We start from the raw sequence: 22,831 nt of genomic DNA on the forward strand, positions 1-22,831 counted from the left end.
GGATGGGTATTGGAATAGGATTGGCACTACTGGTCGGCGTTATGCTGGTGGTGGTTCTTTTACGCCAGCAGGCCGCGTTAAGCATTAGCCAAACTCAGGCCGGACAGCAAAACTCAGAAGTTCAAGCCCTGCGAAAGGAATGTCAGGCCTTGGCCGCGGAGTTGCATGAATTGCGTGCCGGTAGTATTGGTATGGGGCAGAGGATCAAACAACTGGAAAGCAGACAAAGGGCCTTTGACAACAGTTTGCGGGAGACCCGTGAACAACAGCAGGAATTAGCTGAGATGGATCCCGACACTAAGCTCTACAACAGGGCGGTGAAACTACTGCAACAAGGGGCATCGGTAGATGAACTGATGCATGAATGTGAACTGCCACGTGCTGAAGCCGAACTATTGTTTAGTATTCACGGCAAGCAGAGTTAGGAGTTAGGAGTTAGGAGTTAGGAGTTAGGAGTTAGGAGTTAGGAAAATATTTGTTATATCAGAGCGCTCAGTCAATACTTATCTGCCTCACGCCTCACGCCTCACGCCTCACGCCTCACGCCTCACGCCTCACGCCTCACGCCTCACGCCTCACGCCTCACGCCTCACGCCTCACGCCTCACGCCTCACGCCTCACGCCTCACGCCTCACGCCTTGTCATCCACCTTGCCATGCATATTGTTCCAGCTGTTGGGGAATTTACCCTGTAGCACATAAGAAAAAGCGATCAGTTCAGCGATGACAATATACAGCTCCCGCGGTATTTCCTGACCCAGATCGAGACTATTCAGAAAGCCTGCCAGCTGCTCATCCTCGTGGACCAAAACACCATGTTCTTTCGCCAGGGCAATAATTTCTTCGGCTAACTCGCCAAAGCCTTTGGCAATAATCTGCGGTGCTTGTTTAGGGTTATCTGCCTGATATTGGATACCGACGGCGCTTTTAGGTTTGTCTGTCATATCACTAAGCCTGTGTCTCAAAGACCTGGTAGGGTCTTTGTTGCAGATGTTCAGGAATTTTACCCAATTGGCATTGGCTGTGATTAACCTGAATACCCAGTGCCGTCAGGCGTTTTTTCAAATGTGGAATGAATTGGATCACCTGATCCCGAAGGGCGGCATTGGCGGCATAAAAGTCCAGTTCCACTTCGGTCTGGTAGAGCCGCGCTTTGGCCAGTAAACCACCTAGCTCACCAATTTCCAGCTTCATGGTTAGGTTCCATTGCCTGTCAGCCGAGTGTTTGCTCTTGCTCTTTTTATCAGGTGGTGGTTCGCGGCGTATCAGCAACTCAATATCACGACGGACTTCTCCCTGACCTATGGGTAAGTTGTAGTAAAAGCTATCTTGGCCTTGAAGCTGAGCTTCAACGCCACGTAATTTAGCGTGACTATGCCCGCCAAGCAGCCGCCCCAAAGTGTTGAGTAATTGGTGTCGTTGCTCAAGCTGAGCCATATCCGACAGATTTCGCTGGTTAACTGGCGTTGAACTGGTGCTTGGGCGCACTGTTTCCAACAAGGCATTTAATCCGTCCAGTAGTTTCTGCCCCTGACCGGCTTGCAACTTACCACTCTGATTGGCCAGCCTGGATGTCAGCGCAACCTGCAACAAGGTCACTAATGCGCCCACCAACCCCTGGCTGTTGTTACTGCTGACCAATTGCAGCGGAGTTAGATTCAATGCCGGTGTAGTCAGCAGGCTGCGCAGTGCTGCAGCATCTTGTTCATTGCCCTGCGGCAAGCTCTGTTTCAGGTGTTGGCTAAGTTGCTGCAAAAGCTTACCGGTATCCGTGGCAACGGTCCGGTTATCCGCTAATGCCGTATCAATCTGGTTGAAAAGCCGGGCAGGAGAGTCCTGCTGGCTCATCAAACGGCGTCCCAGGTCCTGGAATTTTTGCAGCAAGGGGCCTTGTGGATCAACTCTTTGGGCTGCTTGTTGGGTTTTGCTAAGGCTTGGCTGTTGTTCCTGTACCGTTCCCGATGTGACAGGCCCATTTTGTAACTGTGTTGGTGAGGGGGGCCCGGCGAGAACCTGACCTTCCACTTTAATTGGGGTTTGAGCCTGAATAAGTGGCGTAGCGGGTGCCTGTATCCCTTGGGGCAATTTGCTGGTGTCCAGGGTTGTAGGCGGTGCAGCAGCGGAAGTGGGAGTTGGCACAGGGGGGGCTGAGCCCACTGTGGGCTGCAGGCTGGAAATCATCTGCTGCAGTACCGGTTTTCCAACTACCAGCGTCGCGACGGGTTGTGCCCTGTTTAACAATAGTTCGGGCTGACTACCGGTCGGCCATTGCAATTTGACTGACTGCACTTGTCCCTCCGGGCCAAGCAGTAAGGGCATCAGAGACTTCTGTTGAGCGACGGGCAGTTGACCAACCCATTGTTTAAGCTGAGCAAGGTCCAGATTTTGAGGTTTACTCAGTGCTTGTGCAAAACGAAGCAACTCAGTGCTTTGTTTTGGTATTGGCCATTCGGCAGTCGCTGCCTTGGCGCTAGGTGTATGACTTGGGGGGCTGGACGAGGATAGCTTAGGTTCTGCTGAACCTGATTCACTCAGTTTCACATTTTGTGCATCAATTTTTATTGTCCATTGACCTTGCTGGCGTTGATAGTTGACTTCCACCGGCTGGCCCGGACGCAGTTCTGGGAGCGGAGCAGACAATGCCAACTTGAGCGTCTGACCTTGGATATCAAGTATAAGCGCGGCAGCCTGCTGATTCAGCACCCTGGCGGGAAAGCTCAGCGTGTCGGGCAACCCTGGCTGATTATTGACGATAGCGGTGAGCAAGCTATTGAACGCAGCGCCCCCCAGTGGTATGGACTGCTGGCTTGTTGGGGCCGGGGTGGCAGTAATCTGCGGATAGAAAAGTAAACGTCCCCCGTCCTTATTGTCGGTGAGCAACTGGTAGAGTTGGCCGTTTTGTAGCTTACCCTGCAGGTCCTTGGCATTGATGACGACCTGGCGGTTAGCCAGGCTCAACAGCAGTTGGTTGCCGGGTAACAGTTTGACTTCTACCTGACTAAGCTGTGCGGCGACGTTATCGGGCAGGGCTAAACCGGCCTGCTGCATTTGTCGCATGGCATTGAGCAGGGCTGACTGAGGAGATAATTGCAGTTCTGACATAGGCTCTTATCGACAGACATCGCGCTTAGCTGAATGTCAGGTGGGTTATTTAATAGAATTTTTGATGATCTCGATCAGTATATCAAGGGCCGTGAAAACATCCCCAACGGCGACTGTCTATGCTATTATCCGCCGGTTTTTGTGTAGTGCATTGCATTAAGAATGCCAACCACCTAAAAGGCTAAGTTTGTCCTTACTATCGGTTAACAAATTATCTTGCGTAAAGCGTGATCGCATTTTGTTTGAGGAATTGGGCTTTAGTATGCAAGCGGGTGAACTGCTGCATGTTCAAGGTCCCAACGGCGCAGGCAAAACCAGTTTATTGCGGTTGCTTGTGGGGTTGTCGCTACCGGATAGTGGCAGCATCCAGTGGCGTGGAGAAGATATCCGCCGAACTCCTGGCCAGTATCAGAGTGAACTCTGTTATTTCGGCCATAAACTGGGTGTGAATCTGGCGTTAAACGCCATAGATAACCTGCGTTTTTGGTGTCGTATGCAAGGGTTACCTGCCAATCAGGATCTTTATCCACTGCTTGAAACCCTGGGTTTGGTGGGATTAGAAGAGCTTCCCGCCGGGCAACTGTCTGCTGGTCAGCAGCGTCGTATTGCCCTGGCTCGTTTCTGGTTAAAATCCTGCCCTTTGTGGGTACTGGATGAGCCTTTTACCGCCTTAGACAAACAGGCGGTCGCGTTACTTAAATCACGACTGGCTGAGCATTTGCAGAGTCAGGGCCTGATCATTATGACCTCTCATCAGAGTCTGGACTTTCCCTTGCCGGTGCGCGAGCTGCACCTGGAGTACCGCTTATGATAGCCAGACTAACCGGCTTATTAGGGCGTGAGATGGCGCTGGCCTATCGACAGAAATCCGAATTGATCCAGCCACTGATATTCTTTGTATTGGTAATTAGTTTATTTCCTCTTGGTGTAGGACCCGGCCCGCAGATGCTGCAAAAAATTGCCCCCGGTGTAATTTGGGTGGCGGTGTTACTGTCTTCGCTGCTGGGTATGGAGCGGCTGTTCCGTGACGATTTCAGCGATGGCTGGTTGGAACAAATGATGCTAAGCGGTTTGCCACTGTATGCGGTGGTGCTGGTGAAAGTGACTGCTCACTGGTTGACCTGCGTATTACCGCTGCTGTTGATTTCGCCACTGCTGGCCCTGTTTTTGAACCTCACCCCTGAGATGTATGTCGCGCTACTGTGCAGTTTGCTGGTTGGTACCCCCCTACTGAGCCTTGTGGGTGCTACGGGCGTTGCGCTGACTCTGGGGTTACAACGTGGCGGCGTATTACTGTCGCTGTTACTGTTGCCGCTGTTCATCCCATTATTGATTTTTGCCACCTCGGCGGTGGATGCGGCCTCAATGCAACTTCCCTATAATGGCCAACTAGCCATTATAGGGGCGCTGTTGTTGCTGGCACTGGCGTTGACGCCAGTGGCCACCGCACATGCTTTGAAAATCAGTCAGAATTAAAAAACTATCAGGTGCAACTGACTATGTGGAAATGGTTACATCCATACGCTAAAACCGAACGGGCCTTTGCCCTTTGTAGCAAACTGCTGCCATGGTGCTGGGGTGGTGCCGCATTAGGCTTGGCTATCGGCCTGGTCTGGGGGCTGGCTTTTGCCCCGGCCGATTACCAGCAAGGCGATTCATTTAGAATCATATACTTGCATGTACCCAGCGCAATTCTGTCAATGGGGGCATACAGCGGTATGGCTATTGCTGCCTTTATTGGGCTGGTTTGGCAAATCCGTAGTGCCGATATGGCGGTTGCCGCTATCGCGCCGGTAGGGGCGGTGGTCACTTTTGTTGCCCTCTTTACCGGAGCTGCCTGGGGCAAGCCCATGTGGGGCACTTGGTGGGTGTGGGATGCCAGACTGACTTCAGAGCTTATTCTGCTGTTTCTCTACCTGGGTGTGATGGCGCTCTATCAATCTTTTGAAGACAAGCAACAAGGCGCCAAAGCGGCTGGTATTTTGGCCCTGGTTGGGGTGGTGAACCTGCCTATCATTCATTACTCCGTAGAGTGGTGGAATACCCTGCACCAAGGGGCAACTATAACCAAATTTGGTAAACCCTCTATTGCGCCAGAAATGCTCTGGCCGCTTCTTATCAGTATTGTCGGCTTAGGGCTGCTGGTTGCAGCGCTGAGTCTGTATCGATTACAAAGTGAAATGATCCGCCGTGAAATGCACCGCCCCTGGGTGCAAGCCATGTACCGCCAACAAGAGGGCCAGTAACCATGCATTTTGAGAGTTGGTCAGCCTTCTGGGCCATGGGTGGATATGCATTTTATGTCTGGCTGGCGTTCGGTGTCAGCGGTTTGGCCTTGCTGCTGTTGATTGTACAGAGCGTCAAAGCGCGTCGTAGTCTGCAGATAACCTGGCAGGCCGAACAGGCCAGGCAGCAGCGTATTGCTGCCAGCCGCGCCCGCCAGCAACAGAATTCTAAACTTGCTGAAGAGGTGGATTGATGAATCCAAGACGTAAACAACGGCTGATGGCCTTTAGCGCAGTGATCCTGGTGGTCGGTGGTGCTATTGGTCTAATGCTCTATGCCCTGGGGCAGAACATTGATTTGTTCTACACCCCAACCGAGTTGGTAGAAGGCAAAAAGGGCGTGAAACCCCAGGTCGGTCAGCGCCTGCGAATTGGTGGTATGGTGGTACCCGGGTCGGTGAAACGAGTTGACGACAGCCTGGCAGTGAGCTTCGACCTGGTCGATACCGGGCCTGTTGTTACTGTCAGTTATCAGGGCATTCTGCCTGATCTGTTCCGCGAGGGGCAGGGTATTGTCGCCACCGGCGTATTAACTGCTGCGAACCATATCGAAGCAGAAGAAGTCCTGGCCAAGCACGATGAGGAATATATGCCTCCAGAGCTGGCAGAAGCCATGAAAGGGATTAAACACGTTAAACCATCCGAGGCCGTCTACGGCGATAAGGGGTAGGTGATGCTGGCAGAATTAGGTCACTTTTCGCTGGTTCTGGCGCTGCTGATGGCCATCTTGCTGGCTATTTATCCCATGTGGGGTGCCCAGCGTGGTCAGGTACTACTGATGCAAACAGCCAAGCCGCTAACTGTCGGGCTGTTTCTTTTTACCCTGTTTGCCTATCTGTGTTTAACCCAGAGCTTTCTGAATAACGACTTCTCCATCGCCTATGTCGCGCATAACTCCAACAGCTTACTGCCTTGGTATTATCAAATAACCGCGGTGTGGGGGGGACATGAAGGGTCGTTTCTGCTGTGGGTATTGATCTTTGCTGCCTGGGCGGTGGCCGTTGCCATGTTCAGTGGTGGCATTCCGCAGGATATCCTGGCACGGGTATTGTCGATTATGGGCATGGTCGGAATAGGATTTTATCTGTACATCCTGCTGGCATCTAACCCATTTGAACGTTTATTACCCTTCTTTCCGGTTGATGGACGCGACTTGAATCCCCTGTTACAAGACTTTGGCATGATCATCCATCCGCCTTTGTTGTATATGGGCTATGTGGGATTCTCTGTGGTGTTTGCCTTTGCCATTGCGGCCTTGGTGGCTGGCCGCTTGGATTCTACCTGGGCTCGCTGGTCAAGGCCCTGGACACTGGCCGCCTGGGTATTTCTGACCCTAGGCATTGCTCTGGGCAGTTGGTGGGCATACAAAGAGCTTGGCTGGGGCGGTTGGTGGTTCTGGGATCCGGTTGAAAACGCCTCCTTTATGCCCTGGTTGGTCGGTACTGCGCTTTTGCATTCATTGGCGGTTACCGAAAAACGTAAAGCCTTTAAATCCTGGACGGTTTTGCTGGCTATTGCGGCTTTCTCATTAAGCCTGTTGGGTACCTTCCTGGTGCGTTCCGGCGTGTTGGTATCGGTACACTCCTTTGCCTCTGACCCTACCCGTGGTCTGTTTATTCTGGGCCTGCTTGTGCTGGTTATCGGTGCGTCATTGCTGTTGTATGCGCTTCGTGCACCGCAGCTGCGTAGTGTCGGACGCTATGAGTTGTTGTCTCGGGAAACCATGCTGATAGGCAATAACATTCTGCTTTGCAGTGCCACGTTAGTGGTATTGATGGGGACCTTGTTACCTTTGGTACATAAAGAGTTAGGACTGGGTTCTATCAGTATTGGAGCGCCCTTTTTTGACCAGATGTTTGTTTATCTAATCGTACCTTTTGTGCTGCTGATGGTGATGGGACCGCTGAGCCGTTGGAAGCACCAGACATTGCCGGCACTACGTAATCAGATACTGGCTGGTCTTGGGCTGAGTGTCGTGGCCGTTGCACTGCTGAGCTTTGGTCGTGATGGATTGTCTTACATGGCCACGTTGGGTATGGCACTGTCGGTGTGGATCGCGATTGCAACCGTGCAGGAGATTCGCCAGCGTTTATCCGCAAGTAAACAAGGGCTGGCCGGTCTGACTTCTCTGACACCCAGTCATTGGGGGATGGTAATGGGGCACCTGGGATTCGCCGCCATGATTATGGGCATAGCCATGGTAACCAGCTATAGCGTTGAGCGGGATGTGCGTATGACTCCCGGAGACCGCATTGAACTGCAAGGTTATGAGTTCCGTTTTCTGGGGGTTGAAATTCTTAAGGGGCCGAACTATTCAGGCCATGTTGCCAAGCTTGATGTATATGACGATGGTCGTAAGGTCAGCCATTTGGAAGCGCAAAAACGCTTCTATACGGTGCAGCGCAATATTATGACCGAAGCGGCGGTAGATCCTGGTTTTACCCGTGATCTATACGTCGCCCTGGGTGAACAACTTAACAACGGCGACTGGGCCTTACGTGTTTATGTCAAACCTTATATCCGCTGGATTTGGGGTGGGGCTGCGCTGATGGCCATAGGTGGCTTACTCTCCATGAGTGACAAGCGCTATCGGATGAGCAAACTGGCTAAGGTTCGTGTTCAGTCCGATGCCATGGCAGGAGAGGCTGCATGAAGCGCATAGGCTTGTTTTTGTTGCCGCTGGGATTGTTTCTACTCATCACGGTGTTTTTGCTACAGGGGCTTTTCTCAAACCCCAGGGATATTGAGTCCAGCCTGCTAAATCAACCAGTGCCAACGTTTCGCTTGCCGGATGTGATGGATGCCTCCATCGAATATGGCCCTGAAGTGTTTGACGGTGAGGTAACACTGTTGAATGTGTGGGGTACTTGGTGCGTCACTTGTGCTATTGAACTGCCGTTTTTAACTGAGCTGCGTCAACAGGGCGTGCGCATTGTCGGTCTTTATTACGAGCAGAACATGGATCCCGACTTTGGCGGTAAGACCCTGCCTGAGATTCGATTGGATATCGACAAAACCCTGTCTCAATTAGGTAACCCCTATGTGTTTAATATCTTTGATGAACAGCGGGATACCTCTATGGACTTCGGTGTCACTGGGGCGCCTGAAACTTTTCTGATTGATCGCGAAGGCAAGGTGCGGCTGCACCATGTGGGTGACTTGAATGAGCGGGTATGGCAAGCCAAGTTTCTGCCTTTGTACCAGGAGCTAAGCCAATGAGAAAACTGCTATGTGCATTGGCCATGATGCTACCCCTGTCGGTCTTTGCTGTTGAAGAAGTCTATAGCTTTGCCAGTGATAAACAGCGTCAGGAGTTCAAAGAACTGACCGAAGAGTTGCGCTGCCCGAAATGTCAGAATCAGAATATCGCGGATTCTGACGCGCTGGTTGCCCAGGATCTGAAACGTAAGGTTTATCAGTTGATGCAACAAGGTAAAAGCAAAGGCGAAATCATTGATTACATGAAAGACAGGTACGGTGATTTTGTTTATTACCAGCCACCGCTAAATCCAGCCACCATACTGCTGTGGCTTGGGCCCATCGCCTTTATCGGTGGGGCAGCCTTGATGGTCGTCAGAAGGCGCCGTAGTACAGCGTCCGAGTTGGATGCGGCACTTTTAGCCCAGGCTGAACAACTGCTGGACAAAGATCAAACGCAGGAGAACAAACCTTGACCATGTTTTGGATTGCCGTCGCGGTTATGGCTTTACTGGCCGCGTTTCTGGTCGCCTGGCCCTGGCTGGGTAAGACCTTTAATAAGACAGTGGATGGCCAAAGGTTAAATGTGGCGTTAACCCGCCAGCGCCTGCAAGAATTGCGTCGAGAGGTGGCTGAAGGGTTAATTGAAAGTAAGGATCTGGAAACTGCCGAACAGGAGTTAAAGCTGGCCCTGGCGGTTGAGCAAGGTGAGGCTGAGCAACAAAGTGCGACAGGCAGCAAAACCATACTGATTGCTGGTTTACTGATAGCTGTGATGGTGAGTGCATTGAGTTATTGGAAGGCTAATGAGATTGATGCGCTACAGGATTGGCAACAGGCTAATTCGCAGTTAGCAGAGCTGGGACGCCGAGTGGTAGTGGAAGCCGATCCGACCGTAACGGTGGATGAATTACAACGCTTCGCACTTGCTTTGCGCACTAAGTTGAATGCCGAACCCGCGGCGCCAGAAGGCTGGTTATTGCTGGGGCGCTTATATGCCAGTTTGAGTCGCTTAGACAGTGCAATTGAAGCCTACGAAAAATCCCTAAGCCTTGATCCTGAGCGGGGGGGCACCTTGCTAAGTCTGAGTCAGGCATTGGTGATGGTAGGCAGTGAAGAAAGCTTGATCAGAGCGAAACAACTTTTGACAAAACTTCAGTTGCGGGAGCCGGAAAATCAGAGCAGTCTTGGGCTGCTTGCTATTACGGCGTCTCAGTTAGGTGATACCCCTCTGGCGATAAAAAGTTGGACTGCGCTAGGCGCGATGTTGCCCGTCGACGATCCCATGCAGGCTTCCATACAGCAGCGTATTAGTGAACTAAACGGCATGTCCAGCACTCGTCTGCTGGTGCAAGTCGCGCTTAGTGAAGAGGTGAAAGCGCAACTACCGGAACAGGGCTATCTGATTGTATTTGCCCGCAGCAGTGATGGCGCCATGAAAATGCCGGCAGCCGTGATTAAACAACCGCTGTCAGCATTACCTATTGAAATTGAGTTGTCTGATAGCAATGCAATGTTGCCCAACTACAATCTATCCAGTCTTGCGCATGCTCAGGTGATCGCGCGGGTTTCCCGGGACGAGAATGTCGAAACCGCACCCGGTGAATTGCAGGGCGAAATTCAGCTTGAGGTGGCGAAAGGCACCACCATGCGTGCCGAGATACTGATCGATAAGGAACTGAATTAATGAGATTGAACAAGTGCCAATTGGGCTTGTGTTTATTGTTACCCGCTTTGCTTTTGGGCGGCTGTGCCAATCAGGGCGCTGCTGAACAAGCTGCCGCTGCACAAACCAATGCAGTGGAACAGAATAATGACGTGAAGGGCGATCCAAGAGATCCACTAGAGTCTTTTAACCGCGCCATGTGGACCTTCAACTGGGATTACCTGGATACTTATGTTGCCCGCCCCGTCGCTGTGGTTTACCGCGATTATATGCCAGGGTTTGCCCGTACCGGCTTACATAACGCCGCCTCCAACCTGGAAGAGCCAGCCAACACGGTCAACAACTTGTTGCAAGGCAAGGTGGGTGACTCCATGGTCAGCCTGGGACGTTTCCTGCTTAACTCTACCGTAGGTCTGCTCGGCACCATTGATGTTGCTGGTGAGATTGGTATGGACCGCAAGGACGAAGAGTTCGGTGAGGTGCTGGGGGTCTGGGGAGTTGGCAATGGGCCTTACGTTATGCTGCCAGTATACGGTGCCAACGATGTGCGTGGCGGTGTCGGGGATTTAGTTGATTCTGCATACTGGCCAATGGATACCCTGAGTCTCCCCTTAAGTTTGTTTCGCTGGGGGATTGATGCGGTTGAGACCCGTATCAAGCTGATGGACCAGGAGCAATTACTGGATGGTGCGGTAGATCCTTACGCTTTAGTTAAAGATATCTATTTCCAGAATACAGAGTTTAAGGTGAAAGACGGTAAGGTCGAACAGAGCAAAGAAGACAAACAGCTCGACGATGATATTGATGCCTACTTAGACCAACTCTGAGTTTAGATGCTTTAACTACCTTTGGGGCGGATTCTGTGCCGCCCCTGTTTATCCAGTGACAGTAAATCAATAGCACTTCTTCTACATTTCCTGGATCCGGTCTTTTCATTTGCCAGATTTTGTCACTAAGTGACAAAAAATTGGCTATTGCCGTTGACTTACTATCCAGATCCATCACCATAGCAAAAATCAAAAAATTGATGGAATTTTGAGGGACAAGTCAATGGAAAAGCAGTTGCTCAATGGTCAGGAAGTGAGTCTGGCTGTTATCGGTTTAGGTTATGTGGGATTGCCGCTGGCGGCTGAGTTTGGCAAGAAACGACCGGTTATCGGTTTTGATATTAATGCCAAACGTATTAAAGAGTTGCAGGAAGGGGTGGATTTTACCCTGGAAGTCAGCAAGGAAGAATTGGCTGAGGCTTCTCAGCTTAGCTTTACCTGTGACCTTGAAGATTTGCGTCGGGCTAATGTGTTTATTGTTACTGTGCCGACTCCCATTGATGATTTTAAGCGTCCAGATTTAACCCCCTTAATCCGCGCCAGTGAAACTATTGGCAAGGTGCTTAAGCAAGGGGATATCGTAATTTATGAATCCACGGTTTATCCGGGTGCAACGGAAGAAGACTGTGTGCCTGTGCTGGAGCGAGTGTCTGGGCTGAAGTTCAACCAGGACTTTTATGCCGGCTACAGCCCAGAGCGAATTAACCCGGGTGATAAAGAACACCGGGTGTCCACCATCAAAAAGGTGACCTCTGGCTCCACCCCCGAGGTGGGCGTGTTGGTGGATGGTATCTATCGCGAAATCATCACCGCCGGAACGCATCTGGCCAGCTCTATTAAAGTGGCGGAAGCCGCCAAGGTGATTGAGAACACCCAGCGTGACGTAAATATTGCCCTGATTAATGAACTGGCCATTATCTTTAACCGCCTGGGTATAGATACACTGGAAGTATTGGAAGCGGCAGGTACCAAATGGAACTTCCTGCCATTCAGACCCGGTTTGGTTGGTGGTCACTGTATCGGTGTCGATCCCTATTATCTGACGCATAAGGCGCAGGCTATTGGCTACCATCCGGAGATGATCCTGGCCGGCCGCCGCTTAAACGACGGTATGGGGCAGTATGTGGTATCTGAACTGGTTAAAGCCATGATTCAAAAGGGTATTCAGGTGCAAGGTGCTAAGGTACTGTTGCTGGGATTAACCTTTAAAGAAAACTGTCCCGACCTGCGTAATACCCGTGTGGTAGACATAGTTGATGAGCTTAAAGAATACGGTGTGGCCGTGGATATCCATGACCCCTGGGCTTCTCCGGAAGAGGCCATGCATGAGTATGGCTTGGAGCTAACCGCACAACCAGCCAGTGGTACTTATGATTCAGTAATATTGGCTGTGGCGCATAAAGAATTCAAAGACTGGGGCAGTGAGAAACTCGCCTCTTTGTGTAAGGACAAGCGCGTAGTATACGACCTTAAGTATGCACTGGATAAATCGCTGACGGATATGAGGCTGTAAAGAATGGATAGATTTTCCCGCTTACTGAGCGAACTTAAACTTAACCCGCAAACCTGGTTGGTAACCGGGGTTGCCGGGTTTATTGGTTCGAACTTACTGGAGGCCTTGCTTATGGCCAACCAGAAAGTGGTAGGGCTGGATAATTTTGCCACAGGTCATCAACGTAATCTGGACGAAGTGCAGCAGTTGGTGGGCGAAGAGCGCTGGCAACAGTTTCGTTTTATTGAGGGCGATATTCGCGATAAAGCCACCTGTTTTGCGGCGGTGAACGGAGTTGACAGAGTGCTGCATCAAGCGGCGCTGGGTTCGGTACCTCGTTCGTTAAACGATCCTATTACCAGCAACGAAGTGAATATCAGCGGTTTTCTGAATATGCTGGTAGCCGCCAAAGAGCACGGGGTGAAAGCCTTTGTATATGCGGCGTCCAGTTCAACTTATGGTGACCATCCGGCTTTGCCCAAAGTTGAAGAGAATATTGGCAAGCCATTGTCGCCTTATGCTGTGACTAAGTATGTTAACGAACTGTATGCCGATGTATTTGCAAGGGCTTATGGTTTTAAATCAGTAGGACTGCGTTACTTTAACGTGTTCGGACGTCGCCAGGATCCAGATGGCGCTTATGCAGCGGTGATACCTAAATGGACCGCGGCTATGAAGCGTGGTGACGAAGTGATTGTGAACGGTGACGGCGAAACTAGTCGCGATTTCTGTTATATTGAGAACGTGATCCAGGCTAATTTGCTGGCGGCCATGACAGAGTTGGATAACAGTGAAGTGTTTAATGTAGCAGTAGGTGACAGAACCACCTTGAATCAGCTATTCCAGGCTATTAAAGATGCACTGGATGAGCAAGGTGTGAAGTACCCCAAGCAGCCCGTCTATCGTGATTTCCGACCTGGTGATGTGCGCCATTCTCAAGCGGATATCAGTAAAGCTGAAAATCTGCTCGGCTATGCTCCTCAGTACCGCATTTTTGAAGGCATCAGCCTGACCATGCCTTGGTATGTGGCCAATGTGGGCTAATGACTAGGCGGTATTACCCGTATTTATTTTCAAAAGCGGGTGTGAAAAGTAAAAAAGGGCAGTGATACTGCCCTTTTGTCTTTTTAGTGCCCCTGCACATTCAGAAGCTGTGGATTGGGCATAAAGGCAAATTGTTTAAGGCACAAGCCATTAAGGCAGCGCCCACTCACTGCGTAACTTCTGATATTCGTCCTCGGGTAACAGCAGTAGTGCCGGGTGTTTTTCCGCTTCCAGCCAACCTAATAATTTATCCATAGCGCCTTCCGGCATCGCGGTACATCCTGCGGTAGGCTTGTCTTCTGCACGCCACAAGTGCATGAATATGCAGCTTCCTGCACCGGAGATATTGCCGCCGTTGTGTTCCACCACTATGCCCTTCTTATACAAGTCATCACCATTATGCAGGTCGCGGCGCATCCCTTCTGTTGAACCCTCAACGGCCTTTTCACCCACTTTCTGGCTGTCTACTATCTGGTTGTAATAAGGGGAGCCGTTCACATCCATACAGTAGTGGCTGGATTGCATTTGCTCATAGGGTAGTTGCAAATTGTTCAGCGCTTGATAACCAAAGGCTGTGGTCAGGCGAAATACTCCGGCTGGTGCTTTGCCGTCACCCTCCTGTTTTTGCTGCCCAGGTTGTTCGGGATGCAGGCCAATTCCCCACGCCATGCCGGTACGGCCAATAGTCACAGGGGTCGTTATGTCTGCGGCTTGCCACTGGCCGTCTTGACGCTGATAGACCTGCATTTGTCCCTGAATGGCTTGCCAGTCCTTGGTGGTGACGACCACCAACTGTTTCACATCGCTCGGAACTTGCCAGTTTGCCAGGGCGACATTACATGCCAGTAAGGCCGCCAGGGGGAGAAGTTTCTTATAGTGTTTCATGTTACTCTGCCCGTTGGTATAGAGGTAATGGTCCGATAATAGAACAAGTACCTCTGTGAATAAAATATTTAATTTGTATTCATTTTTGGTAAATTAATATTCTTGTTTGCTTTTTCTGATTTGGATAACAATGCATCACCGACCCACTCTGGCCAAAATTAACTTGTCAGCAATACTGAGCAATTATCAGCAAGCTTGTAAGCTTGCGCCCAAAGCCAGACAAGTTGCGGTGATCAAAGCCGATGCCTATGGGCATGGCGCCATTGAAGTGGCCACGTATCTTGAACCTCATGTGCCAGCATTTGCTGTGGCTTTTCTTGATGAGGCACTGGCGTTGCGGGCGGCAGGTATTGGAAAACCTATACTGATCCTCGAAGGGCTGACTGGCGAAGAAGAGTTGCGTTTAGCGGAGCAATTCAATTTTTGGCCCATGCTGCATAGCAACGAGCAATTGTTAGCCTTAATGTCTTTAACGCCAACTCCTGAGCTGCAGTGTTGGTTAAAAGTGGACACCGGTATGCACAGGCTTGGGCTAACACCAGTAGAAGCACAGAGTTGGGCAGACAAACTCTGTAGGGAAATGAAACAAAGACCCGTGCTGGCCAGTCACTTTTCTTGCGCCGAGGTGTTAGATTCCCCCATTAGCAAACACCAGATGCAGCAGTTATTTGCGCTGGCAGCACATATGGAATGTGAAGTGAGTCTGGCGAATAGTGCAGCCCTTGTCACCTTGCCCCAGTCCGCTGTTGGCTGGAATCGACCAGGTATCATGCTTTATGGCTGTCCGCCCATTGCTGATAAGACTGCTGCTGAGCTGAACTTACAGGTGGCGATGACGGTTACCAGTCAGATTATTGCCATTCGCGAGGTTATGCCGGGTGAGGCTGTGGGCTACAACTGCCGCTGGCAGGCTGAGCAGAAGAGCCGAATTGCGACGCTGGCGATCGGTTATGCAGACGGCTACCCACGCTTAACTAACAGTGCCAGCGAGGTCTTTTTACATGGCCAGCGGGCCAGGGTGGTGGGCACTGTCTCTATGGATATGTTGACCATTGATATCAGCCATATCCCTGAAGCTAAGGTCGGTGACGAGGTCGAGCTTTGGGGGGCCAATATTCCGGTTAATGAGGTTGCCGCCCATGCTAATACCATCGGCTATGAGCTGCTGACTCGTGTGACTCAACGCATGCACAGAGCTTACCTAAGGGATTAAGTCGTTATCGATACTGCGTCTGCTGGCGTATATTGCCGTTGTCTTTTGCTGGGCGGTAATACTCAGAATCGTTGCAAAAGCCTGTATCAAGCTAAATAGTCTGCAGGACGCTTCTAAGACAGTTTGCAGTAAGTGCAGTTTCTGGATTAAATCGATATCCATCTATTTAGGTGCGTTTTTTTAATTAAAACAAAGTGTTATTATATTTTTCTACTTGATTAGAATTACTGTGAATAATACAGAAACGACTTGAATTGCTGAGCATAAGGAAATGAACGATGAAGCTAAAGGCATTAATCACTGCAATGTTAGTCGCCGCTGTTGCTGGCAAAGCGCATGCCGAGTTAAACCCAGCCGATTGGCGCTATGCCACCGATCCTCATGGTAGTACTGCCACTTATAGCCACCCTCTAGTAAAACAAGATGAAGTGGCTATTTCCTTTGTTCGGGTGCCGCGTGTCGACGCACAAAATAATTCCTGGGTGGAGCTTATCTACGATTTACCTAATCAATCATTGCAAGGAGTAGACAGCGTTAAGCTGACTTACCAAAGCGACAAACCGCTGGTGATTAAGCTGTCTCAAAAGCAGTATGGCGGGGATGGGGATAAAAGTTACGCTCACTATCAAACCTTGCTGCCAAGTGCCACCGATTGGCAAACCCTTAGTGTTAAGTTGGCAGATTTCAGCAGACCTGATTGGACACCACAGTGGTCAACAGACCAAGGTATAGTCAAAGACAGTGTATCAGCCCTTTACTTTGTTCCAGATCTTACCGATGCAGAAGGTGGGCAGGCCTGGATAAAGATAAAAGCGGTTGAGTTGCAATAAAAGGCCTCACTATTCCAGCGAGTCAAAACCTGGCGACATCCCCATCGCCAGGTTGTGTGCTTTATCTTTGCTGCATTTCCTTTTTGTTCTGTCGTTCATGGCTATTGTGTTTGACCTGCTGGCGATTGCTGTGCTGGCTGCGATCTGCTTTTCGACTGTTTTGCTGCTGATGAATCTCGCGAGCTGGCTTGCTTGGCTGCGAGTAACTTTGCCTGCGAGTTTCGGTTGAGGCACTGAAACCGGATACGGCTCGACTTTCAGCCCGAGAGCTTGGCTTATCTTTCAGTCGCTCTGGCACCTGCTGGCGTTGTAGCGGCTTTTCCTGATGGCGTTTACTGGGCTCGCTGCGCGGTGATTTTTCCTCAATACGGCGGATGGTTTTCTCTTCCCGGGGTTGGACTTTATCCACTGGGCGTCTTGCTTTGTCTATGTCGCGCTTTGGAACTTGTCCTTGCAATGTGCGGCTTACTGCCGGTTTGTCTGGATGACGCACAATCTCCCGGCTTTTAACTGGCTTTACAAGGTGCCTGCTATTGCTTTCCATCGTGCGGCTATGGTGCTCAACCGATTTAAACCTGGGGTTTTGCTTTACCCGGTTCACATGTACCGTGCCACCAGGCTGGCCGCTTTCCCTGTTATAGGTAACCTGACGGTAAGCGCGGGGCTGGTGGTAACGAACGCCGCGTCTGTGGTGCACATCGTGGTGCCAGCGTCTGGCATCATTTCGATACCAATAATGGCTGGGGTAGTAGTGACGAGGCGTGCGGTAATAATCATAATTCACCACAATATGACGGTTGTGCCAATGAAAGGCACTGAAGTAGAACGCGGGGCGTACCCAAACACTATGACCCCAGTGAATGTCCACTGACAAACTACTGGATGGCCAATAAACCGGAGGGCGGTGCCACCACCAATCACCATATACCACACGGCTGTCGTAATAGGGCACATATACCACTTCACGTTTTACCGTTTCGATGCGGATTACTTCAGGTTCTTCTTCCACCACCACATGATCATTGCTGGACAGAGTGCCCTGACTGTAAGCCTGGCGACGCAGATGCTGAATACGTGCAAGCACCAGCCCTTCATCAGCCAGATTGGCTTCACCAAGATCGCGCGTCCAGTCTAAATCCTCACTCATGCGTGTTAGCAGGTCGCGAAATGGTAGCAACGCCTTCACGCTGGGATCCCAGTCTTTGTTTTCACTGGCCTGCAGTACATCCTCGGCGTCCAGATCCGCGTTTTTTTCACGCCAGCGCGCGGCTTCTACAACTTCCAACGGATAACTGCCGGCAATCAGAATATGTGACAGCAGGGTGTCCGGATATAATGCAACCGGTGCCAGCAGAGCATCCAGTTCTTCCACATCCAGGGCTGCATCTTCCTCAACTACCCTGACCTCCTGTGCCCATGCACTGCTAAGGGATACTAAGGTAAATCCCAGCAGTAGCACCGCCAACAGTCGCAAATGTGCTTTCCAGTAAGCTAGGTTAAGCATCTTGTGCCTCCTTTGATAAAGCTTGCGGGCGTTGAACAAATAAACGGCGAAGTTCAACCTGTTTTAGGGTTATAGGCGCGAGGCGCTTAACCTTAACTGAACCATGTTTGAACTGGCTGGTTGAAAAAGTGAGGCAACCCGGCGATTGGCTTGGTTCGGAGGGACGGTCGCCGCCGGGTGCCTCAAGAGGGCAAGGGGTTAATGACTGGCCAATAGGTCCGATTCGGGCAACGTTAAGCTGCCGCCAAAGGCGGTATACACATTGGTCAGTGCAGAGAAAGTTCTATGCTGGGCCTGCACCAGATTGTCGTGGGCGGCCAGCAAGGTGCGCTGACTGTCGAGCAGATCCAGCAATTCAATGGCTCCAGCGTCATACTGCAACTGTGCCAATTGCAAGGCCTGCTGGCTGGCATCAACCTGGGCTTGCAATAAATGGCTTTGTTGTTGGCTGAAGCTGTAATCGGTTAACGCAGATTGCGCATCCGCCACGGCGTTTAGCCACTGCTGCTGAAGATTGGCCAGGGCGGCTCTTTGTCTGGCATTGGCCACATCGATTTGTGCTTCCACAGAAGACATATCAAAGGCAGGTAAGCGCAAGCTTGGGGCCAGACTCCAGGCCCGGGTTTGGCTGTCAAACTCGGTAGTACCCAAAGATAAAAAGCCCAGAAAACCATTTACTGACAGCTCTGGATAGCGGGCGGCTTTGGCGACACCTATGCGTGCCGTAGCGGCGGCCAGCTGACGCTCTGCCTGCTGCACATTGGGGCGTGCTTGCAGCAAGCGTTCAGGCTGGCTAATGGCCACCGGCTGAGACAGCTTGGGCAGCGCCCGGTCTTGCCATTGCCAGTCGGGCAGTTGCTGACTGCCGCCTGCCAGGGCCAGTAAGGTATTACGGCTACGCAGCCGCTGTGCTTCAAGCTGCGGAATACTGGCTTCTACACCTTTTAGCTGGGCATCCATTCGCAGTAAGTCCAATTGTGAGGCATAGCCTGAATCGAGTCTGGCCTGAATAATGGCGCGGGTTTGCGTCAGGCTTTGCAGGTTTTGCCTGGCCACCTCGATGCGACTGTTTAAGGCCTGGCTGGTGACGTATTGGTTAGCCACTTCGGCCAGTAAACTAATGCGCACTTCCTGCCAGGCTTGCTCGCTCGCCTGGGCGTCGGCCTGCGCCGCCTCGGTGGCCCGGCGCAGCTTGCCAAACAGATCCAGTGTCCAGTTCAGGTTTGCCCCTAAACGGGCAGAGCGGCTGTGAATTCGCGCATCGCCCATACCGGGAGTGAGCTGGTTTTGCGCCTGATGGCTGGCTTCGATGTCACCACTTGGCAGAATATCGTTGCTAGTGTCCATAAACTGGGCGTAAGCGGCATCCACATTGGCCCTGGCGGCGGCCAGGGACGGGTTGTTCTTAAGAGTCGCTTCAATCAGCTGATTAAGTTGTGGGTCATCAAACTGACGCCACCAGAGCGGATCCTGGCTGACCCCTGACTGCGCAGCAGCAGTCAGGTTAGTCAGTTCACTGGCCTTCAGTTCCGGTGCCTGGTAATCCGGTCCTACCGCACAAGCACTGAGGATCGCAGTGGCCAAGGCGGCCAGTGGCATTCTGAGCATACTGTTAGTCATGGGCCAGAGCTCCTTGCATAGCAACTTGTTCGGCTTGCTTTTTCGCTTTGCGATTTCTCAGCAAGTGGTAAAACACCGGGGTCAGAATCAAGCCGAATATGGTTACCCCAATCATGCCGGAGAATACCGCCACTCCCATGGCCTGGCGCATTTCTGCACCGGCACCGGAGGACAACACCATGGGCACCACACCCATAATAAAGGCGATGGAGGTCATCAGAATCGGACGCAAACGCAGACGACTGGCTTCCTTGATGGCATCCATGGTGCTCAGGCCTTTGTCCTCAAGCTCTTTGGCAAATTCGACAATCAATATGGCGTTCTTGGTGGCGAGCCCGACCAGCACGATAAAGCCAATCTGGGTGAAGATATTGTTATCCCCTCCATAAATAATCACCCCGGTCATGGCCGACAGCAGCGTCATAGGCACAATCAGAATGATAGCCAGTGGCAGTGTCAGGCTCTCGTACTGGGCAGCCAGCACCATAAACACCAGCAGCACCACCAGCGGGAACACCAGCATCGCGGTATTACCGGCCAGAATTTGCTGATAGGTCAGTTCTGTCCACTCATAGGTCATGCCAAGCGGCAGGGTCTCATTCAGGATTCGCTCAATCGCCGCTTTAGCCTGACCAGAGCTATAGCCTGGTGCCGGTGCACCGTTAACCTCGGCCGTCGGATAAGCGTTGTAGTGCATCACCCGATCCGGTCCGGCACTGTGATTCGCACTTAAGAATGAGCCCAGCGGGATCATATGGCCGTCCTGATTGCGCACTTTTAGCTGGGCAATCTGCTCAGGCTCCTGACGGAAACGCTCGTCTGCCTGCACATTGACCTGATAGGTACGGCCAAATTGGTTGAAGTCGTTCACATACACAGAGCCAAGATAAGCCTGCATCGTCTGGAACAGGGTATTCATATCCACGCCCTGGCTCATGGCTTTGGTTCGGTCGAGTTCCACATCAAGTTGCGGCACATTGACCTGGAAGCTGGTGAAATTACCCGTGAGCTCTGGGGCGGCCCAGGCTTTACCTATAACTTCCTGGGTGACGCGATACAGCTCTTCATAACCAAGACCAGCTCTGTCCTGAATTTGCAACCTGAAGCCGCCAATTGTGCCTAGCCCTTGCACTGGTGGCGGTGGGAAAATGGCGATAAAGGCTCCCTGAATAGCGCCAAACTGCTGATTTAATTGTGCAGCAATGGCACCGGCAGAAAGTTCAGGGCTGTTTCGTTCCTCAAAAGGTTTTAGTGCAGCAAATACAATGCCGCTGCTGGGACTATTGGTAAAGCCGTTGATGTTCAAGCCCGGGAAGGCCACGGCATTGGCGACACCTGGGTGTTTAAGCATAATGTCTGACATCTCGCGGATCACCGCTTCGGTTCTGTCCAAAGAGGCGGCATCCGGTAGCTGGGCAAAAGACACCAGATACATTTTGTCCTGACCCGGTACATAACCTGTTGGGGTACTTGAGAACTGCTGATAGGTCAGCGCCATCAGGCCGGCATACAGCACCAGAATAATACCGCTCATACGTACCAGCTTGCCCACACCTTGGGTGTAACCTTTGGCACCACGGTCAAACAAACGGTTGAATGGACCAAACAGCCAGCCGCCGAAGACCTTGTCCATACCTCGGGTTAGCCAGTCCTTGGGGGCGTCTTTGCTTTTCAGTAACAAAGCCGACAGGGCAGGGCTGAGGGTTAGGGAGTTAAAGGCTGAGATGACTGTTGAGATAGTGATGGTTAACGCAAACTGCTTATAGAACTGGCCGGTCAACCCCGACATAAAGGCGGTGGGAATAAATACTGCCGCCAGCACTAAGGTAGTAGCCACAATAGGCCCGGTTACTTCGCGCATAGCCTGTTTGGTCGCTTCTATCGGGCTTAAACCGTCATGGATGTTACGCTCAACGTTTTCGACTACCACTATGGCGTCGTCCACCACGATACCTATGGCCAGAACCAGACCAAACAGCGAGAGAGCGTTCAGGGAAAAGCCCATCAGATGCATAATGGCAAAGGTACCAACCAGTGAGATAGGTACTGCCACTAAAGGGATAATTGAGGCGCGCCAGGTTTGCAGGAACAGCACAACCACCAACACCACCAGTAATATGGCTTCCAGCAGGGTATTGATCACGGCTTTAATGGAACCGCGCACAAACACTGTTGGGTCATAAACAATCTGGTAGTCCACGCCTTGTGGGAAGGTTTTCTTCAGTTCGGCCATACTGGCCCGTACATCATCTGAGATCTGGATGGCGTTAGAGCCCGGTGCCTGAAATACACCAATGGCTACCGCTGGTTGGTTATTCAGTAAAGAACGCAAGGCATAGAAGCTGGAGCCCAGTTCAACCCGACCTACATCACGAATACGGGAGATCTGCCCATCTTCACCGACTTTGATGATGATATTGGCGAACTCTTCTTCATCTGCCAGACGGCCTTTCACGTTGATCAGCAATTGAAAATCGCTATCCCCGGCTGGCTGTGCGCCGAGACTGCCGGCCGCGGCCTGCTGGTTTTGCGCGCGTATTGCAGCAACCACATCACCCGGGTTTAGGTTTAGGGCCGCCACTTTCTCAGGATCCAGCCAAACACGCATGCTGAATTCGCCAGCGCCCCACTGCTGGGTGCTACCTACGCCTTCGATGCGTGCCAACTCGTCTTTTACGTTCTGGTGTGCATAGTTGGACAGATACAACATATCGTATCTCTCATCCGGGGAAATCAGGTGCACTACCATGGTCAGATCCGGTGAGGACTTCTCGGTTACCACACCTAAGCGCTGTACTTCCTGCGGTAGGCGTGGAATGGCGCGGTTAACACGGTTTTGTACTAAGGTCGTGGCATCGTCCGGATCTGTGCCTATGGCAAAGGTGATGGTGAGTGTCATACGCCCATCAGAGGTGGCAGAGGAAGACATATACAGCATATTTTCCACGCCGTTGATTTCCTGCTCCAATGGGGATGCCACTGTTTCAGCAATCACTTTGGGATTGGCACCGGGATAGTTGGCTGTGACCACTACCGTGGGCGGCACCACTTCCGGGTATTCAGTGATGGGGAGTTTCCAGACCGCCAGGGCGCCTGCGATAAAGATCATCAGCGACAATACACCGGCAAAAATGGGACGCTGAATAAAGAACTGGGAAAAGTTCAT

At 51.5% G+C, this 22,831-nt stretch carries 21 protein-coding genes; 15 read left to right on the forward strand and 6 right to left on the reverse strand.

What is annotated here, in order from left to right; all coding sequences use genetic code 11:
• The first annotated feature begins 2 nt into the window (after nucleotides 1-2).
• Nucleotides 3-425, forward strand: a complete 423-nt coding sequence (locus tag KJY73_RS03800; protein ID WP_214340461.1) for a DUF2802 domain-containing protein — start codon at nucleotides 3-5, stop codon at nucleotides 423-425.
• Between the two features lie 206 nt (nucleotides 426-631).
• On the opposite strand, the gene KJY73_RS03805 is transcribed toward KJY73_RS03800, so the two are convergent.
• Complete coding sequence (locus tag KJY73_RS03805) at nucleotides 632-943, reverse strand: EscU/YscU/HrcU family type III secretion system export apparatus switch protein (protein WP_214340462.1); 312 nt, start codon at nucleotides 941-943, stop codon at nucleotides 632-634.
• Nucleotides 944-947: 4 nt separating this feature from the next.
• Nucleotides 948-3,101 carry a flagellar hook-length control protein FliK gene (locus tag KJY73_RS03810; protein ID WP_214340464.1) on the reverse strand — a complete coding sequence of 718 codons (2,154 nt, stop codon included), beginning with the start codon at nucleotides 3,099-3,101 and terminating at the stop codon, nucleotides 948-950.
• Nucleotides 3,102-3,288: 187 nt separating this feature from the next.
• On the opposite strand from KJY73_RS03810, the gene ccmA reads away from it, so the two are divergent.
• From ccmA to KJY73_RS03870, 12 genes are all read left to right on the forward strand, one after another.
• Nucleotides 3,289-3,912 (forward strand): cytochrome c biogenesis heme-transporting ATPase CcmA, encoded by a 624-nt coding sequence (gene ccmA, locus KJY73_RS03815; RefSeq protein ID WP_214340465.1) that lies wholly within the window; start codon nucleotides 3,289-3,291, stop codon nucleotides 3,910-3,912.
• Complete coding sequence (gene ccmB / locus KJY73_RS03820; protein WP_206595199.1) at nucleotides 3,909-4,577, forward strand: heme exporter protein CcmB; 669 nt, start codon at nucleotides 3,909-3,911, stop codon at nucleotides 4,575-4,577. Before ccmA ends, ccmB begins: the two co-directional genes overlap by 4 nt.
• 23 nt (nucleotides 4,578-4,600) lie before the next feature.
• Nucleotides 4,601-5,347 (forward strand): heme ABC transporter permease, encoded by a 747-nt coding sequence (locus tag KJY73_RS03825; protein ID WP_206595200.1) that lies wholly within the window; start codon nucleotides 4,601-4,603, stop codon nucleotides 5,345-5,347.
• A gap of 2 nt (nucleotides 5,348-5,349) precedes the next feature.
• Nucleotides 5,350-5,580, forward strand: coding sequence for a heme exporter protein CcmD (gene ccmD / locus KJY73_RS03830; RefSeq protein WP_214340466.1), 231 nt, complete (start codon nucleotides 5,350-5,352; stop codon nucleotides 5,578-5,580).
• Nucleotides 5,580-6,056 carry a cytochrome c maturation protein CcmE gene (gene ccmE / locus KJY73_RS03835; protein WP_214340467.1) on the forward strand — a complete coding sequence of 159 codons (477 nt, stop codon included), beginning with the start codon at nucleotides 5,580-5,582 and terminating at the stop codon, nucleotides 6,054-6,056. Before ccmD ends, ccmE begins: the two co-directional genes overlap by 1 nt.
• Before the next feature lie 3 nt (nucleotides 6,057-6,059).
• Nucleotides 6,060-8,039 (forward strand): heme lyase CcmF/NrfE family subunit, encoded by a 1,980-nt coding sequence (locus tag KJY73_RS03840; RefSeq protein ID WP_214340468.1) that lies wholly within the window; start codon nucleotides 6,060-6,062, stop codon nucleotides 8,037-8,039.
• On the forward strand, nucleotides 8,036-8,605 hold the full coding sequence (locus tag KJY73_RS03845; RefSeq protein WP_214340469.1) for a DsbE family thiol:disulfide interchange protein: 570 nt from the start codon (nucleotides 8,036-8,038) through the stop codon (nucleotides 8,603-8,605). Before KJY73_RS03840 ends, KJY73_RS03845 begins: the two co-directional genes overlap by 4 nt.
• Nucleotides 8,602-9,060 carry a cytochrome c-type biogenesis protein gene (locus tag KJY73_RS03850; RefSeq protein WP_214340470.1) on the forward strand — a complete coding sequence of 153 codons (459 nt, stop codon included), beginning with the start codon at nucleotides 8,602-8,604 and terminating at the stop codon, nucleotides 9,058-9,060. Before KJY73_RS03845 ends, KJY73_RS03850 begins: the two co-directional genes overlap by 4 nt.
• A gap of 2 nt (nucleotides 9,061-9,062) precedes the next feature.
• Nucleotides 9,063-10,271 (forward strand): c-type cytochrome biogenesis protein CcmI, encoded by a 1,209-nt coding sequence (gene ccmI, locus KJY73_RS03855; protein WP_232848488.1) that lies wholly within the window; start codon nucleotides 9,063-9,065, stop codon nucleotides 10,269-10,271.
• Between the two features lie 5 nt (nucleotides 10,272-10,276).
• On the forward strand, nucleotides 10,277-11,077 hold the full coding sequence (locus tag KJY73_RS03860; RefSeq protein WP_214343215.1) for an MlaA family lipoprotein: 801 nt from the start codon (nucleotides 10,277-10,279) through the stop codon (nucleotides 11,075-11,077).
• Between the two features lie 223 nt (nucleotides 11,078-11,300).
• Complete coding sequence (tviB, locus tag KJY73_RS03865) at nucleotides 11,301-12,590, forward strand: Vi polysaccharide biosynthesis UDP-N-acetylglucosamine C-6 dehydrogenase TviB (RefSeq protein ID WP_214340473.1); 1,290 nt, start codon at nucleotides 11,301-11,303, stop codon at nucleotides 12,588-12,590.
• A 3-nt stretch (nucleotides 12,591-12,593) separates the two neighbouring features.
• A complete protein-coding gene (locus tag KJY73_RS03870) occupies nucleotides 12,594-13,613 on the forward strand; it encodes an SDR family oxidoreductase (protein ID WP_214340475.1) in 1,020 nt (339 codons plus the stop codon).
• A gap of 150 nt (nucleotides 13,614-13,763) precedes the next feature.
• Here the strand turns inward: KJY73_RS03870 and KJY73_RS03875 are convergent, their stop codons facing one another.
• Nucleotides 13,764-14,498: a L,D-transpeptidase family protein gene (locus KJY73_RS03875; RefSeq protein ID WP_214340477.1), complete on the reverse strand. Its 735-nt coding sequence runs from the start codon at nucleotides 14,496-14,498 to the stop codon at nucleotides 13,764-13,766.
• 130 nt (nucleotides 14,499-14,628) lie between these two features.
• Here KJY73_RS03875 and alr point away from each other — a divergent pair, with 130 nt between their 5' ends.
• Both alr and KJY73_RS03885 read left to right on the forward strand, forming a co-directional pair.
• Entirely contained in the window at nucleotides 14,629-15,711 is a 1,083-nt protein-coding gene (gene alr / locus KJY73_RS03880) for an alanine racemase (RefSeq protein ID WP_214340479.1), read from the forward strand.
• A gap of 278 nt (nucleotides 15,712-15,989) precedes the next feature.
• Nucleotides 15,990-16,541, forward strand: coding sequence for a carbohydrate binding domain-containing protein (locus KJY73_RS03885; protein ID WP_214340480.1), 552 nt, complete (start codon nucleotides 15,990-15,992; stop codon nucleotides 16,539-16,541).
• Nucleotides 16,542-16,602: 61 nt separating this feature from the next.
• Here KJY73_RS03885 and KJY73_RS03890 read toward each other — a convergent pair whose 3' ends face one another.
• From KJY73_RS03890 to KJY73_RS03900, 3 genes are all read right to left on the reverse strand, one after another.
• Nucleotides 16,603-18,045, reverse strand: coding sequence for a DUF3300 domain-containing protein (locus KJY73_RS03890; RefSeq protein ID WP_214340482.1), 1,443 nt, complete (start codon nucleotides 18,043-18,045; stop codon nucleotides 16,603-16,605).
• Nucleotides 18,046-18,243: 198 nt separating this feature from the next.
• Entirely contained in the window at nucleotides 18,244-19,665 is a 1,422-nt protein-coding gene (locus KJY73_RS03895; RefSeq protein ID WP_214340484.1) for an efflux transporter outer membrane subunit, read from the reverse strand.
• Nucleotides 19,658-22,831 carry an efflux RND transporter permease subunit gene (locus tag KJY73_RS03900; RefSeq protein WP_214340486.1) on the reverse strand — a complete coding sequence of 1,058 codons (3,174 nt, stop codon included), beginning with the start codon at nucleotides 22,829-22,831 and terminating at the stop codon, nucleotides 19,658-19,660. Before KJY73_RS03900 ends, KJY73_RS03895 begins: the two co-directional genes overlap by 8 nt.

This window comes from Bowmanella yangjiangensis (assembly GCF_018531185.1).
In the GTDB taxonomy this organism is placed as follows: domain Bacteria; phylum Pseudomonadota; class Gammaproteobacteria; order Enterobacterales; family Alteromonadaceae; genus Bowmanella; species Bowmanella yangjiangensis.